20 protein-coding genes are annotated in these 14,494 nt (G+C 69.1%); 13 read left to right on the top strand and 7 right to left on the bottom strand.

Annotated elements, in window-relative coordinates; all coding sequences use genetic code 11:
• Positions 1–9: 9 nt before the first annotated feature.
• The 4 genes from VEC04_RS06405 to VEC04_RS06390 form a co-directional block, all read right to left on the bottom strand.
• Entirely contained in the window at positions 10–735 is a 726-nt protein-coding gene (locus VEC04_RS06405) for a DUF72 domain-containing protein (protein ID WP_324774993.1), read from the bottom strand.
• A 23-nt stretch (positions 736–758) separates the two neighbouring features.
• On the bottom strand, positions 759–1,433 hold the full coding sequence (locus VEC04_RS06400) for a hypothetical protein (RefSeq protein ID WP_324774991.1): 675 nt from the start codon (positions 1,431–1,433) through the stop codon (positions 759–761).
• Between the two features lie 65 nt (positions 1,434–1,498).
• A complete protein-coding gene (locus tag VEC04_RS06395) occupies positions 1,499–2,026 on the bottom strand; it encodes a GNAT family N-acetyltransferase (protein ID WP_324774989.1) in 528 nt (175 codons plus the stop codon).
• Positions 2,027–2,042: 16 nt separating this feature from the next.
• Entirely contained in the window at positions 2,043–3,047 is a 1,005-nt protein-coding gene (locus VEC04_RS06390) for a zinc-binding alcohol dehydrogenase family protein (protein WP_324774986.1), read from the bottom strand.
• A gap of 85 nt (positions 3,048–3,132) precedes the next feature.
• Between VEC04_RS06390 and VEC04_RS06385 the strand changes: the two genes are divergently transcribed.
• The 13 genes from VEC04_RS06385 to VEC04_RS06325 all read left to right on the top strand — a co-directional run bounded on the left by VEC04_RS06385 (position 3,133) and on the right by VEC04_RS06325 (position 12,166).
• Positions 3,133–3,510, top strand: a complete 378-nt coding sequence (locus VEC04_RS06385) for a helix-turn-helix domain-containing protein (RefSeq protein WP_324774984.1) — start codon at positions 3,133–3,135, stop codon at positions 3,508–3,510.
• Positions 3,507–4,427: a histone deacetylase family protein gene (locus tag VEC04_RS06380; protein ID WP_324774982.1), complete on the top strand. Its 921-nt coding sequence runs from the start codon at positions 3,507–3,509 to the stop codon at positions 4,425–4,427. Before VEC04_RS06385 ends, VEC04_RS06380 begins: the two co-directional genes overlap by 4 nt.
• Positions 4,428–4,463: 36 nt before the next feature.
• Positions 4,464–5,117 (top strand): histidine phosphatase family protein, encoded by a 654-nt coding sequence (locus tag VEC04_RS06375; RefSeq protein WP_324774979.1) that lies wholly within the window; start codon positions 4,464–4,466, stop codon positions 5,115–5,117.
• A gap of 69 nt (positions 5,118–5,186) precedes the next feature.
• Positions 5,187–5,435 (top strand): exodeoxyribonuclease VII small subunit, encoded by a 249-nt coding sequence (locus VEC04_RS06370; protein WP_324774977.1) that lies wholly within the window; start codon positions 5,187–5,189, stop codon positions 5,433–5,435.
• Positions 5,435–5,800, top strand: coding sequence for a tRNA-binding protein (locus tag VEC04_RS06365; protein ID WP_324774974.1), 366 nt, complete (start codon positions 5,435–5,437; stop codon positions 5,798–5,800). The genes VEC04_RS06370 and VEC04_RS06365 overlap by 1 nt, the downstream gene beginning before the upstream one ends.
• 35 nt (positions 5,801–5,835) lie before the next feature.
• A complete protein-coding gene (locus VEC04_RS06360; RefSeq protein ID WP_324775062.1) occupies positions 5,836–6,705 on the top strand; it encodes a farnesyl diphosphate synthase in 870 nt (289 codons plus the stop codon).
• A 209-nt stretch (positions 6,706–6,914) separates the two neighbouring features.
• Positions 6,915–8,822 carry a 1-deoxy-D-xylulose-5-phosphate synthase gene (gene dxs, locus VEC04_RS06355; RefSeq protein WP_324774971.1) on the top strand — a complete coding sequence of 636 codons (1,908 nt, stop codon included), beginning with the start codon at positions 6,915–6,917 and terminating at the stop codon, positions 8,820–8,822.
• 68 nt (positions 8,823–8,890) lie between these two features.
• The gene (locus VEC04_RS06350; RefSeq protein WP_324774969.1) at positions 8,891–9,250 is read left to right on the top strand and encodes a hypothetical protein; all 360 of its coding nucleotides are present in this window, start codon (positions 8,891–8,893) and stop codon (positions 9,248–9,250) included.
• Positions 9,251–9,502: 252 nt separating this feature from the next.
• Complete coding sequence (locus VEC04_RS06345) at positions 9,503–9,865, top strand: AtpZ/AtpI family protein (RefSeq protein ID WP_324774967.1); 363 nt, start codon at positions 9,503–9,505, stop codon at positions 9,863–9,865.
• Positions 9,866–9,915: 50 nt separating this feature from the next.
• A complete protein-coding gene (locus VEC04_RS06340; RefSeq protein ID WP_324774964.1) occupies positions 9,916–10,698 on the top strand; it encodes a F0F1 ATP synthase subunit A in 783 nt (260 codons plus the stop codon).
• 45 nt (positions 10,699–10,743) lie between these two features.
• Positions 10,744–10,968, top strand: a complete 225-nt coding sequence (locus tag VEC04_RS06335; protein WP_324774962.1) for a F0F1 ATP synthase subunit C — start codon at positions 10,744–10,746, stop codon at positions 10,966–10,968.
• A gap of 80 nt (positions 10,969–11,048) precedes the next feature.
• Complete coding sequence (locus VEC04_RS06330) at positions 11,049–11,648, top strand: hypothetical protein (RefSeq protein ID WP_324774960.1); 600 nt, start codon at positions 11,049–11,051, stop codon at positions 11,646–11,648.
• Positions 11,648–12,166, top strand: a complete 519-nt coding sequence (locus tag VEC04_RS06325; RefSeq protein WP_324774958.1) for a F0F1 ATP synthase subunit B — start codon at positions 11,648–11,650, stop codon at positions 12,164–12,166. Before VEC04_RS06330 ends, VEC04_RS06325 begins: the two co-directional genes overlap by 1 nt.
• A 59-nt stretch (positions 12,167–12,225) precedes the next feature.
• On the opposite strand, the gene VEC04_RS06320 is transcribed toward VEC04_RS06325, so the two are convergent.
• The 3 genes from VEC04_RS06320 to gcvPB form a co-directional block, all read right to left on the bottom strand.
• Entirely contained in the window at positions 12,226–12,693 is a 468-nt protein-coding gene (locus VEC04_RS06320; protein WP_324774955.1) for a DUF6789 family protein, read from the bottom strand.
• Between the two features lie 104 nt (positions 12,694–12,797).
• Positions 12,798–13,268: a nuclear transport factor 2 family protein gene (locus VEC04_RS06315; protein WP_324774953.1), complete on the bottom strand. Its 471-nt coding sequence runs from the start codon at positions 13,266–13,268 to the stop codon at positions 12,798–12,800.
• A 6-nt stretch (positions 13,269–13,274) separates the two neighbouring features.
• Positions 13,275–14,494, bottom strand: a 1,220-nt coding sequence (gene gcvPB, locus VEC04_RS06310; RefSeq protein WP_324774950.1) for an aminomethyl-transferring glycine dehydrogenase subunit GcvPB, incomplete at its 5' end; no start/stop codon positions are given.

The following is a 14,494-nucleotide window of genomic DNA, read 5'->3' as shown; positions in this document are numbered from 1 at the left end:
TCGACTCTATCAGGCCTTCTTCAGCAGCCCAATCAGCTGTTCAGCATCCTTGGGCGCGGCGCTTTTGATGTCGTTGTCGAAGTAGACGAACACCTCGCGCTCCTTGCGCCACGCCCGGATCGCCTTCGCCCAGTCCTTCAGCGCCGCCTCGCCGTAGCGGCCGTGGTAGCGTCCGCCGGGCCCGTGCCCGCGCAGATAGACGAAGTCCGCCGTCGCCTCCCACGGCGCCGGGGCGTGGTGGTGGTCCGAAATGCACAGGGCGACGTTCCGCCGACGGAGCCTCTCCAGCACCTCGTCCGCGTACCAGCCGGGATGCCGGAATTCGACGCTGTAGCGGTGACCGGCGGGCAGGGCGTCGAGGAAGCTCTCCAGCCGCTCGTCGTTGCGGTGCAGGTTCGGCGGCAGCTGGAACAGGATCGGCCCGATCTTGTCGCCGAGACCTTGAATGCGGCTGAACATGTACGCCAGTGGCTCGACCGGGTCTTTCAGCTTCTTGTTGTGGGTGATGAAGCGCGAAGCCTTCCAGGCGAACAGGAAGTCGTCCGGCGTCTGGTCGCGCCAGCCCGCCACGGCCTGATCTGTCGGCATGCGGTAGAAGCTGGCGTTGATCTCCAGCGTCCGGAACCGGCGCGAGATATACTCCAGCCGCCCGGCGGCCTTGACCTCCTCCGGATAGAACGGCCCGTTCCAGTCCCTGTAGGCCCAGCCGGAGGTGCCGATCCGAACGTCGCGCATGGACCCGAAGCGCGGGCGGCGTCTCAGCGGTTCCGGGTCGCCTCGTCCTCGCGATCCGCCAGAGCGCCCTCGAAGACGACGCCGGTGTACAGGCTGACGACCATGGCGTCTTCGAAGGGGCCCGTCGCCCGGGCCTTGAACCCCCAGCCGTCGCGATGGCTCACAAGCGCCATGGTCAGCTTGTCCTCGCCTTCGAGGCGCACCCGGTAGGCGGCGAGCAGGGCCGGGCTCTGGCCTTCGAAATTCATTCTCGTCAGGTCGCCGTCATAGACCTTGGCGTCGGGCCATCGGTTCTCGATGGCCCGGCGCGCGGTGGCCAGGATCATCTCTTCGGACGGAAGCGGCCGGTAGCGGGTGGCGTAGAGGGTGATGTCGATGTCGACCGCCTCGTCGCGCGAGACGCAGCCGACGTCCTCGCCGTGCGGAATGTCGCCGCCCTGGACCGGGAAGATGCTGATGCGGTCTTCGGGGCCTCCGTCGAACACGCAGACCATGCCGCTCGGCACATGCGTGACCTCCGCGAGGACGCCGTCGGTCGTATTCACGAAGATGCCCTCGGCGCCGGCCGCGGCGATGATCCGGTCAGCGATCGCCTTGGCGGCTGCGATCTGCTCGGGCGCCGCGTCCTTGTCGGCCTCCTGGGCCACAGCCGCCGTTGAGGCGAGCAGCGCCGCAACGAACACCATTTTCGCGATCATGAAACACCCTCCCACAATGAGAAGATGTAGGCACGCTTCCGCCGCCCCGTCTATCCGCTGGCTGTCTATCCCCGTCGCAGGATGAACTCGTCGTCCAGCCAGCGGCCGACCGGATACTGATACTCCCCGGCCTTCTCGAACCCGTAGGCGGCATATAGTTTCTGCGCCTTCAGGTTGCCGCTCCAGACGCCGATCCACAGCGGCCCGTCGCTGTGGGCCTCCATCCACTCCAGCGCGAGGGCCAGCAGCCTGGTGCCCAGCCCCAGCCCCTGCGCCGACTTCGCCACATACAGGCGCCGCAGCTCCGCGTGGCTGGCCCGCGCCTCCGGATGGGGCAGGGTGTTCGGCCCGGTGTTGGCGAAGGCCAGCAGTTCCCCATCCCGTTCGGCCACCCACCACGCCGCCCCCGCCTCCTTCAGCTTGGTGCGAACCGCCTCCGGGCTGAAGCTGGCGTCCAGAAACGCCGTCAGGTCGTCGGCCGGGTAGGGGATGCCGAACCCCGCCACGAAGGTGTCGATGAAGGTCTGCCGCCCCAGTTCGCCCAAGGCGGCGGCGTCGTCTTCAACGGCGGGACGGATCACGGGCTCTGTCATGATCCGCCCCTTAACGTCAGAAGCTTGTCAGGGCGAGCTTGCCGATGGTCGATCCGCTCTCCAGCCGCCGATGACCCTCGCGCAGGGTCTCGGCGGACATGGGCCCCAGCACTTCGGTCAGGGTGGTGCGGATGCGGCCGGCGTCGACCAGCGCGGCCACTTCCGTGAGGATCTCGTTCTGCCGGATCATGTCGGGCGTGCCCTGCACCGAGCGGGTGAACATGCTTTCGAGGGCCAGACCCACCGACTTCGTCTTCAGACTGTCGAACGGCCCCGTCGGAAGTTCGTCGATCATGCCGATCATGCCTTGCGGGGCGACGGCGCGCGCCAGGGCGTCGAAATGCCGGGGCGTCTGCGTCAGGGAGGCGATATATTTCGGAGCGCGTTCTCCGGCGGCGGCCAGGGCCTCGTCCAGCGGCCCGGAGTGGTCGATCACCGCATGGGCGCCGAGGGCGAGGCTCCAGTCCCGCGTCTCGGGCCTGGAGGCCGTGGCCACCACGCGCAGCCGGGTTCTGGCCCGGGCGATTTGAATCAGGGCCGAACCGACGCCGCCGGCGCCTCCGACGACCAGCAGCGTCTGGTCCTCGTCCGCGTCCGCCCGCATCCGGTCGAACAGCAGCTCCCACGCCGTCAGGGACGTCAGCGGCAGGGCCGCCGCCTGGGTGAAGTCCAGCGACCGCGGCTTCGGACCGACGATCCGTTCGTCCACCGCTTGCCGCTCGGCATTCGATCCGGGGCGGTTGATCTGTCCGGCGTAGAACACCTCGTCGCCGACCTTGAACAGGCTGACCTCTGGACCGACCGCGGTCACGATACCCGCCGCGTCATAGCCCAGGATGTCCGGCGCCCCGTCGCCCGGCGTACGGCTGAGCCGCACCTTGAAATCGACCGGGTTCAGCCCGACGCCCTTGATCTCGACCAGCAGGTCACGGGGGCGCAGCTCGGGCTCCGGGGCGTCGATGGCGACAAGGGCGGCCGGGTCGGTGACGGGGCGCGGACCGGGGGTTACGATGGCTTTCATGCGGTGACTCCATTGCGGGTCCCGCTCAGCTGATGCATCGTCTTGCCGCCTACAAGTACGCCAATTCTGTGCAGGTAGTACCTAAATGGATACCGCATCCAGTCTTCATCAGAACCCGATCCGCCGTCGCGTGCGCGGCGGCGAATGCGTCGTCGACGCCGCTCTCGACGTCATCGGCGGCAAGTGGAAGGGGATGATCGTCTATCAGCTGCTCGATGCGGGCCCCCTGCGATTCAACGCGCTTCGCCGGGAGGTCGGCGACATCACCCAGCGCATGCTGACCAAGCAACTGCGCGAACTCGAGGACGACGGGTTGGTGTCCCGCACGGTCTATGCCGAGGTGCCGCCGCGCGTGGAGTACCGGCTGACTGCCGGCGGCGCGGCGCTCGCCCCGGTGATCGCCGCCCTCAAGGCGTGGGGCGAGGACCACCTGCGCGTCCCCGCGACCCGGGAGGCCGCGTGAGCGTCGCCCTCTTCACCCATCCCGACATGATCGAGCACCGGCCCGGGGCCGGGCATCCGGAGCGGCCCGAGCGGCTGCGGGCCGTGCTCGACGCGCTGGACGACGCCGGCCTGTCCGGCGACCGGCGCGGCGCCACGGAAGCCGCCATCGCCGACCTCGAGCGGCTGCACCCGGTCGCCTATGTCGCCAACCTGCTCAATGCGGCGCCCGCCGAGGGGCTGAACGCCATCGACGCCGACACCCTGCTGTCGCCTGGCAGCGTCCGCGCCGCCCGCCTCGCCGCCGGGGCGGTGGTCGACGCCGTCCGCGCCGTCGCCCGGGGCGAGACCGGCCGCGCCTTCGCCGCCGTCCGCCCGCCCGGCCACCACGCCGAGCCCAACCGCGCCATGGGCTTCTGCCTGTTCTCCAATGTCGCCGTCGCCGCCCGCGTCGCCCAGTCCGAAGGTCTCGCCCGCGTCGCGGTGATCGATTTCGACGTCCACCACGGCAACGGCACCCAGGCCGCCTTCGAGGCCGACCAGAGCCTGTTCCTCGGCTCGATCCACCAGTCGCCGCTCTATCCCGGCACCGGCGCGGCCTCAGAGACCGGCGTCGGCAATATCGTCAACGCCCCGGCGCCGCCTCACGCCCCTCGCGAGGCATGGCGGGCCCTCTTCTCCGGCGCCCTGATGCCGGCGCTGGAAGCCTTCCGTCCCGACCTGATCCTGATTTCCGCCGGCTTCGACGCCCACCGCCGCGACCCGCTGGCCCACCAGAGCCTCGAGGCCGAGGATTTCGCCTGGGCGACCCGCGCCGTCGTCGAGGTCGCGCGATCGTGCTGTGCGGGCAAGGTTGTTTCCTCGCTCGAGGGCGGCTACGACCTCGAAGGGCTTGGTCGTTCGGCGGCCGCCCATGTCCAGGCTTTGGGGGAGGACTAGGGGGCCGGTTCGCAATCGCTGTTCCGCCCGTCGCTCATGTCAGCTCCCGCCCGAGAACCCACCGCAGATCACCCCGCCCCGGCGCCCGTTCCGCGCCCGGCCGCGCTCGTCTCCGTCCGTCCCGGGGCCATCATCCTCGCCCGCCACGGCGAGCCGGCCCTGTCGCGCAAATGCCTTCTCACCTCCGATCAGTACCGCGACTGGTGGGCGAAGTACGAAGTCGGCGGCCTGCGCGCCGGCCAGACCCCGCCGCCCGAGCTGCTCGCCACCGCCGAGGGCGCCGGGGCCATCTACGCCTCGACCCGCCCGCGCGCCCAGGAAACCGCCGCCGCCATCGCCGCTGGCCGCGAGGTGATGTCCGACGCCCTGTTCATCGAGGCGCCCCTGCCGCCGCCGCATTTCCCCTCGTGGTTCAAGCTGCCGCCGAAATATTGGGGCGCCGTGGCCCGCATCTGGTGGCACGCCTTCAACCACCACGAGGGTCAGGAGACCCGCGCCCAGGCCGAGGTCCGCGCCGAACAGGCCGCCCAGGCCCTGATCGCCCGCGCCGAGTCGGGTCAGGACGTGCTGGTCCTCGCCCACGGCTATTTCAACCACATGGTCGGCAAGCGGCTGAAGGCCGACGGCTGGAAGCTGGTCCACAACCAGGGCTACAAATACTGGTCCCAGCGCCGCTACGAACGCCGCTGACCGCGGAAAACCGTTCCGCTTGATGCTTGTCGTTGAAGCCTTGCGCTCGCCCCTCTAGGGTCGCCGCCGATGACTGACGCCGCCCCCATCCCCGCCGACCTCAGCTTCGAGGACGCCCTGCAGCGCCTCGAGCAGATCGTCTCCCGCCTCGAATCCGGCCAGGCACCGCTCGAGGAGTCGATCACCCTCTACGAGGAGGGCGCGCGCCTCAAGGCCCACTGCGAGGACCGCCTCAAGGCCGCCCAGCTCCGCGTCGAGAAGATCGTCGTCGGCGCCGACGGTCAGGCCAAGGCCGTCGAGCCGGCCGGGTTCGACTGATGTCGGGCTCGCCGGCCGGGAGCGTCTCGCCAACCGTTTCGTTCGACGACTTCCTCAAGGTCGACATCCGCGTCGGCCAGGTGATCTCCGCCGAGCCCTTCCCGCAGGCGCGCAAGCCCGCCTACAGGCTGGCCATCGACTTCGGCCCCGGGATCGGCGTGAAGAAATCCTCGGCCCAGATCACCGTACACTACACGCCGGACCAGCTGGTCGGCCGCAAGGTCGCCGCGGTGGTCAATTTCCCGCCGCGCCAGATCGGCCCGTTCATGTCCGAGGTCCTGACCCTCGGCTTCCCCGACGCCGCCGGCGAGGTCGTGCTGGTCGGGGTCGACCGCGAGGTTCCGGTGGGCGGGAGGCTGTTCTGAACGTTGTCGCCGCCAATTCCCCGGAGCAGGGCGTCATCGACCGGGTGGCCGAGACCGCAGATCTCGTCACCGTCGCCCTCGACGAGCTTCTGCCCCGCGCCGACGGGCCCGAATCGCGCCTGACCGAGGCCATGCGCTATGCGGCCCTGGGCCCCGGCAAACGGCTGCGCCCCTTCTTCGCGCTCGAGGCGGCCAATCTGTTCGACATCGAGGAGCGGCCTGTGCTGCGCGCCGCCTGCGCCCTCGAATGCGTCCACGCCTACAGCCTGGTCCACGACGACCTACCCTGCATGGACGACGACGACGTCCGCCGCGGCCGTCCCACTGTCCACCGCGCCTATGACGAGGCGACCGCCGTCCTCGCCGGCGACGCCCTGCAGACCGCCGCCTTCGACATCCTGCTCCACCCCGACACCCACGAGAATCCCGCCGTGCGCTGCGAGCTCGCCGCCCGGCTGTCGCTGGCCTCCGGCGCGCGGGGCATGGCCGGCGGCCAGATGATCGACCTGCTGGGCGTGCGCGACGACCTCGGCGGCGTCGCCCGCATGCAGCGGCTCAAGACCGGGGCCCTGTTCACCTACGCCTTCGAGATCCCGCTGATCATCGCCGACGCCCGCGAGGCGCACCGCCAGGCCCTGATCAGCTTCGCCCACGACATCGGCCTGGCCTACCAGATCGTCGACGACCTGCTCGATGTCGAGGGCGACGAGGACATCCTCGGCAAGGCCGCGCGCAAGGACCACGCCCAGGGCAAGACCAATTTCGTCACCCTGCTGGGCATAGAGGCGGCGCGGCATCGCGTCGCGCATCTGGCCGATCAGGCCCGCGCCCACCTTGATCCCTTCGGCTCCGACGCCGAAATCCTCAAGGCCAGCGTGGACTACGTTCTCCAGCGCCGTTCGTGATCCTTCTTCGCCGTCACCCTCGGGGTTGACCCGAGGGTCAGAGGTTGGGAACAGCCCGGTATCCAAAGGCTTCTCTGACTGCGATAACCCTCGACGACTGAGCACCGGAACGTCTGATCCCCGGGTAGTAGCGTTCGCGATCGCATGCGGTCGCGGCGAAGGCCGAGGATGACGAGTAGAGAGGGGCTCGTAAGGAACACGTGAGTTTCATGCCCGACACCCCGCTGCTCGACCAGGTCAAGCTCCCCGCCGACACGCGGAGCCTCGACATCCCGCAGCTGAAGCAGCTGGCCCAGGAACTGCGCGCCGAGACCATCGACGCCGTCTCGGTGACCGGCGGCCACCTCGGGGCCGGTCTCGGCGTGGTCGAGCTGACCGTGGCGCTGCACCACGTCTTCGAGACGCCGAAGGACATCCTGATCTGGGATGTCGGTCACCAGTGCTACCCGCACAAGATTCTCACCGGACGGCGCGACCGCATCCGCACCCTGCGCCAGCCCGGTGGCCTAAGCGGCTTCACCAAGCGCAGCGAGAGCGAGTACGATCCGTTCGGCGCCGCCCACGCCTCGACCTCGATCAGCGCCGCCCTCGGCTTCTGCGCCGCCCGCGACCAGAAGGGCGAGTCGAACAAGGTCGTGGCCGTTATCGGCGACGGCTCGATGTCCGCCGGCATGGCCTATGAGGCGATGAACAACGCCGCCGAGACTACCAAACAGCTGGTCGTCATCCTCAACGACAACGACATGTCGATCGCCCCGCCGGTTGGCGGCATGAGCGCCTATCTGGCCAAACAGGTCTCGGGCGGCGCCTATCGCAATTTCCGTCGCTTCGGGAAGTCGGTCGCCGAACACCTGCCACGCCCGTTCCGCAATGCCGCCCGCAAGGCCGAGGAATACGCCCGCGGCATGATCGTCGGCGGCACCTTCTTCGAGGAGCTCGGCTTCTACTACATCGGCCCGGTGGACGGGCACGACATGGACAACCTCGTGCCCATCCTGAGGAACGCAGCCGCCGTCGACGACCGGCCGGTGATCGTCCACGTCGTCACGCAGAAGGGGAAGGGCTACGCTCCGGCCGAGACCAGCGCCGACAAGCTCCACGCCGTGGTCAAGTTCGACGTCGTCTCCGGCCAGCAGTCGAAGAGCGTTTCCAACGCCCCCAGCTACACCAAGGTGTTCGGGACCGAGCTGATCAAGCGGGCCGAACGCGATCCGTCCATCGTCGCCATCACCGCCGCCATGCCGTCGGGCACCGGGCTGGACCTGTTCGGCCAGGCCTTCCCCGAGCGCACCTATGACGTCGGCATCGCCGAACAGCACGCCGTCACCTTCGCCGCCGGCCTCGCCGCCGACGGCATGAAGCCGGTCTGCGCCATCTATTCCACCTTCCTCCAGCGCGGCTACGACCAGGTCGTCCACGACGTCGCCATCCAGAAACTGCCGGTCCGCTTCGCCATGGATCGCGCCGGACTGGTCGGCGCCGACGGGGCCACGCACGCCGGCAGCTTCGACATCGGCTTCATGGGCGCCCTGCCGGGCATGGTGCTGATGGCCGCTGCCGACGAGGCCGATCTGGCCGCCATGATCGCCACCTCGCTCGAGATCGACGACCGCCCCTCCGCCTTCCGCTATCCGCGCGGCGACGGCGTCGGCGTCGAGATCCCCGAACTCGCCGCCCCGCTCGAGATCGGCAAGGGCCGCGTCGTCCGCGAGGGCACGACCGTCGCCATCCTGTCGCTGGGAACGCGCCTTCAGGAATCGCTCAAGGCCGCCGACGCGCTCGCGGCGCGCGGCGTCTCCGCCACCGTCGCCGACGCCCGCTTCGCCAAGCCGCTCGACGCCGACCTGATCCTGCGCCTCGCCCGCGAACACGAATGCCTGATCACCGTGGAGGAGGGAGCCATGGGCGGTTTCGGCGCCTTCGTGCTCCAGATGCTGGCCGAAAAGGGCGCGCTCGACGCCGGCCTCAAGGTCCGCACCCTTTGCCTGCCCGACGTGTTCCAGGACCAGGATGCGCCCCACGAAATGTACGAACAGGCGGGACTGAACGCCGGGCACATCGCCGCCGCCGCCCTGCAGGCCCTGGGCGTCGAGGCCTCGCGCGCCGTGCGGGCCTGATCGCGCCTTGGCAACCGGACTCCGCCGACCCCGTTCTGTCCCGGGACAGGCAAGGTGGAGTACCGATTGTGAAAGCTCATCTCTTCGTGGCCGCGGCCCTGATCTGCGGCGGCTGCGCGACGCAGCAGACGTCCAGCGCCCCGGTGGTCCGGGCCGGGGACGACCGGCTGACTTGCCGCCAGATCGCCGACGAGGCGGCGACCCTCAGCGAGCGGATGGGCGGAACCCCGACCGGAAGCGCCCTGGGCACGGCCACGACAGTGGCCAAGGCGGGCGCGGCGGCGTTGATCCCGGGCGCCGGTCTCGTCATGGCGGGGGTCAACGCCCTCAACGCCCCCGAGCGAGCGCGTCGGGAGGCCGATGAGAACCGCTGGCACTACCTCAACGGCCTCTACACCGCCCGCAACTGCCTCCAGGGCGGCCGCTGACAGGCAACGCGGCCGAACTCCGCCCGGCGCCAGGCGCCGAGGAACGAAGACTCATGCCATGAATCCGCGCTTCCGCCAGCGACCGTTCGCCACGCCTCGGAAACGGCGAAATAAACGTGCGGGAATTCAACGGCCTAATGGTGTTCTGCACCGCCTTGACCTGCGGGGGTCGCGCCTATAGGTTCCGCGCCGAATTCAGACCCCCTCCGACGCCCGCCTTCCGGCGCCAGCATCGAGGCGCTGAGCAGGCCAATGCCCCCGATCGAGGAAACCCGCGAAGAGACGATCAGACGTCTCAACGCCCAGGCCGACTCGCTCAAGGCGCGGGCTACGCCCGAACCGCCCGAGTACGGCGGAGCGGCGGTCGGCTACGGCTACCGGATCATGGCCGAGATGATCGGCGGTGTGCTGGTGGGTCTGGGGCTCGGTTGGGGTTTCGACATGTTCGTCGGAACCGCGCCGTGGGGGACGATCGTCGGGACCCTGCTGGGTTTCGCGGTCTCTATCTGGCTGGCGGTGCATTCCGCCAAGAAGTTGAGCGCACGCGCGCTGAAGGAATTCGGTCCCCCCCGGGACCTTCCGGACGACGCGGACGTGGACGAACAGGACCGCTGACCGGATCGCCTCAGGGCGTTTCGGATATTTGACTTGGGAGACACGGCGGCATGGCCGATCCGATGCATCAGTTCGAGGTCCAGAAGGTTCTGGACATCCCGCCCGTCTCGGTGCCGGGTCTCGGGCTGATCGACCTTTCGATCACGAACTCGACCGTGGCCATGCTGGTCGCGGCGACGCTGGTCGTGCTGTTCTTCGCCATCGTCACCGCCTCGCCCAAGGTCGTTCCCGGGCGGCTGCAGGTGGTCGGCGAGGGCATGTTCAGCTTCATCGACGATCTCGCGACGGGAATCATCGGCTCGCAGGGCCGCGCCTTCTTCCCGTTCGTCTTCACCCTCTTCATCTTCATCCTGGCGATGAACATGCTCGGCATGTTCACCGTGTTTACCGCGACGGCCCAGCTGGCCGTGGCGCTGACCTTCGCCCTGATGACCTTCCTGCTGGTCATCGTGGTCGGCTTCGCGAAGAACGGTCTCGGCTTCCTCAAGCTGTTCGCCCCGTCCGGCGTGCCTTGGTACATGCTGCTGTTCGTGGTGCCCATCGAGGTGATCTCCTTCTTCCTGCGCCCCGTCACCCTGTCGCTCCGATTGTTCGGCAACATGCTGGGCGGCCATGTGGCCATGAAGGTGTTCGCCGGCTTCATCGTCTCGCTCGGCGCTGTGGCCTCGGCCGGCGGCGTCGCCTACCTGGCCTATGTCGCCGCGGCTCTCGCGTTCGGCGGCGTGCTGGCGCTGACCGCGCTGGAGTTTCTGGTCGCCTTCCTGCAAGCCTTTGTGTTCGCGGTTCTGGCCTGCGTCTATCTCAACGACGCCGTCCACGCCGGGGACCACTGACCCCTCCACCCAACCTTCAATCGCTTCATTCAAAGGACGAAAATCATGGAAGCTGAAGCCGCGAAATACATCGGTGCTGGCCTCGCCACCCTGGGCATGATCGGCGCCGGCATCGGCGTTGGCACGATCTTCTCGGGCTTCCTGCAAGGTGCGCTGCGCAACCCGTCGGCCGCTGGCAGCCAGTTCACCAACCTGGTTCTGGGCTTCGCCCTGACCGAAGCGCTGGGCATCCTGGCCTTCGTGCTCGGCCTGCTGATCCTCTTCAGCTAAGCCAGACGACCCTTTCGGGCGGCGGCGGTCCCTGCGGGCCGCGCGCCGCCCGACGCATTTTCTGACGAACCGGACTGACCATGGCTGTGCATCCCAGCGACGCCCCTCCGATCCATGACGTTTCCGCCGCTGCGCCGGCGGCGGCGCACGGCGACGCCCATGCCACGGGCACGGAAGCCGGACATGAATCCGGCGGCGGACTGCCTCAGTTCGAATTCGAGTGGTGGGCCGGCCAGATCGTCTGGCTCCTGCTGATCTTCGCCGTCCTCTACCTGCTGCTGTCGAAGGTCTTCCTGCCGCGTCTGCGCGGGGTGAAGGACGAACGGGCCGCCACTATCGCCACGGCGGTGGAAGCCGCCCGTCAGGTTCAGGCGGAAGCGGCCGGCCAGGCCGAGATCGCCAAGGCGGAGGTCGAACAGGCCCGGGCCGCCTCGCGGGCCACCGCCGCGGCCGCCAAGGCGCGCGTCACCGACGAAGCCAACGCCCGCGCCGTCGCTGAGGAAGCCGTGGTCAACGCCCGCATCGCCGAGGCCGAGGCCGCGATCGGCAAGACCCGCGACGCCGCCATGACCAATGTTTCCGCGATCGCCTCCGACACGGCTCGCGCCATCGTCGAGAAGCTGACCGGCCAGGCCGCGACGGCCGCCGAGGCCGACGCCGCCGTCAAGGGAGCCGCCTGATGCCCGCCTTTCTGGACTTCGGACACTTCTATGATCTAGGCAACGCCGAGTTCTGGGTCGGCGTCGGCTTGGTCGTCTTCTTCGGCATCCTCGTGTTGGTGAAGGTGCCTCGCGCCATCGCCGCCCAGTTGGACGGCGCCGCCGCCAAGATCCAGTCCGAGCTCGACGAGGCCGCCCGTCTGCGCGCCGAGGCCGAGGCCCTGCTGGCCCAGATCCGCGCCGAGAAGGCCGAGGCCGAGGCGCAGGCCGCCAGCATGCTCAAGGCCGCGGAGGACGACGCCCGCGTCATGGAGGCCGAGGCCAAGGCGAAGCTGGAAGAGACGCTGGCTCGCCGTCAGGCCCTGGCCGAGCGCCGCATCGCCCAGGCCGAGGCCCAGGCCTCCGCCGAGGTCAAGGCGGCCGCCGCCGATCTCGCCGCCCGCGCCGCCGAACAGATCCTCGCCGCCCGTCTGGCCGGCCAGAAGACCGATCCCCTGCTCGACGCCGCCATCGCCCAGATCGGCTCGCGCCTGAACTAGGCGTCCGGAGAGCTCAAGAGGAACAACCCCCGTCGGGCGACCGGCGGGGGTTTCTCGTTCTAGTGCGCCGTGGCGCCGCCGACGGGGATCCGAAGGCGCTTCTCGCGCGCCACCAGCCGCCCGTAGACATTGCCCAGCACGATCCCGAAGATCGCATGGCTGACGACCATCCACGCCACCGTGCCGAAGCCTGCCCGCATGAAGAACATGCCCGCCCCGCCGATCGGGGCGATGACGAGGCCCATCAGGATGAAGGCCCCCACCGCGAACAGGATGCCCTTCGATTCGGGGGTGTCCGTCGGCAGCCGCGGGCACAGCACCCCGAACGCCGCGCCGAGGCCGAGGCCCGCGACGAGGTGGGCGATCCAGCCGACGATCGGCTGATCAGCGGGCTGCTGCAGAATGACGCCGAGCAGCTGTGGAAATGCGACGGCCCAGTGGCCCACCGTCATGTTGATCGCCTCGATGATCGAGACCACCACCGTCGCCGCGAAACCGGCGACAAGACCCTTTTGTACGCGTGACATCATGACCTGAGCGCCTCCCAACGCCTGTTCCGGTTCTGATAACGCGTGGAGAAGGATACGCCTTTTCGGGAGGCCGGCGTTCACATTGCCGCGACTGGCGGAACTCAGCGCCTTTCGGCGATCGGGGTCTCGTCCTCGACCCGGATTCGCCACTGGCCGTCGATCCGCACCAGCAGGCCATGATAGGCGACATTCTGAACCCCGCCGTCCGGCCGGGGCCAGTCGAACCGTCCCGTCACCGTGACGACGTCGTCTCCGGCCGGAATGAAACTCAGGTCCTTCCAGGCGAAGTCCGCCGGCGGCCGCCATGACTCCGAACGGTAGATCTCGGCGATCTGGTCGGTCGTCAGCCACTCCCCGCGCCCGCCGCTGAAGAACCAGACGCCCGCCGGGTCATAACCGGCGATCACCGCTTCGCGGTCGAGGTTCCGCAGGTTCCGGGCATAGGCGTCCATGAAGGCACGGGCCTCCACGTGATCCCGGCTTTCCGCCGGCGGCGGGATCGACTGGCCCGAGGCGCCTGTCGCGGCGCTTCCGAGTGTCACGGCGAACGCTGCGGCGAGGATCAGGCGCATCGGGGGTCACTCCGCGGCGATGTTCGACCCTTCGGGAGCCGTCCAGCGCAGGACAGGCTGACGCGCGGCGCGAGTTTCGTCCAGCCGCTTCAGCGGCGCGTGGAAGGGCGCGCCCTTGAAGCGGTCGACGTCGCCGGCCTTAGCCGCCTCGGCCAGCGCCCGCATAGCCTCGATGAAGCGGTCCAGTTCCTGCTTCGACTCCGTCTCGGTCGGCTCGATCAGCATGGCCCCGTGCACGACCAGCGGGAAATACATGGTCATCGGGTGGAAGCCCTCGTCGATCATCGCCTTGGCGAAATCGAGCGTGGTCACCTCCGTGCCCTTCAGCCACTCGTCGTCGAACAGGGCCTCGTGCATGCACGGCCCCTCGGGGAAGGCCGGGCTCATCAGGTCCTGCAGCCGGGCCTTGATGTAGTTGGCGTTCAGCACCGCGTCCTCGGCGACCTGCCGCAGGCCGTCCGAGCCGTGGCTCATCATGTAGCTGAGGGCCCGGACGTACATGCCCATCTGGCCCTGGAAGGCGCACAGCCGGCCGAAGGCCTGCCCGGCCTCGCCCTCGGCGAACTCGACCAGTCTGAAGCCGTCGTCGCCCGAGACGACCCACGGCACCGGAGCGAACGGGGCGAGGGCCTCGGACAGCACCACCGGACCCGCGCCCGGCCCGCCGCCGCCGTGCGGCGTTGAGAAGGTCTTGTGCAGGTTGATGTGCATGGCGTCGACACCGAGATCGCCCGGCCGCACCCGCCCGACGATGGCGTTGAAGTTCGCCCCGTCGCAGTAGAAATACGCCCCCGCCTCGTGCGTCAGCCGGCTGATCTCGAGGATGTCGCGTTCGAACAGGCCGCAGGTGTTCGGATTGGTCACCATGATGGCGGCCACGTCCGGCCCCAGCTTCGACGCCAGATCGGCCACGTCGACACGCCCGTCGGCGGTCTGGGCCACTTCCACCACCGTATAGCCGACGAAGGCGGCGGTGGCCGGGTTGGTGCCGTGGGCCGAGGTCGGGACCAGCACCTTGCGGCGCTGCTCGTGCTCGCCCTCGGCCTCATGCGCGGCGCGGATCGCCATCAGGCCGCACAGCTCGCCGTGAGCGCCGGCCTTGGGCGAGAGGGCGACCGCGGGCATGCCGGTCAACGTCTTCAGCCAGTGGGCCAAGCGGTCCATGAGGGCGAGCGCGCCCTGCGCCGTGGCGATCGGCGCCAGCGGGTGCAGGTCGGCGAAGCCGG

The organism is Brevundimonas sp. (assembly GCF_035626535.1).
Taxonomy (GTDB): Bacteria; Pseudomonadota; Alphaproteobacteria; order Caulobacterales; family Caulobacteraceae; genus Brevundimonas.
The sequence above is the reverse complement of the archived record's forward strand: the minus strand, read 5'-3'. Positions and strand labels throughout refer to the sequence as shown.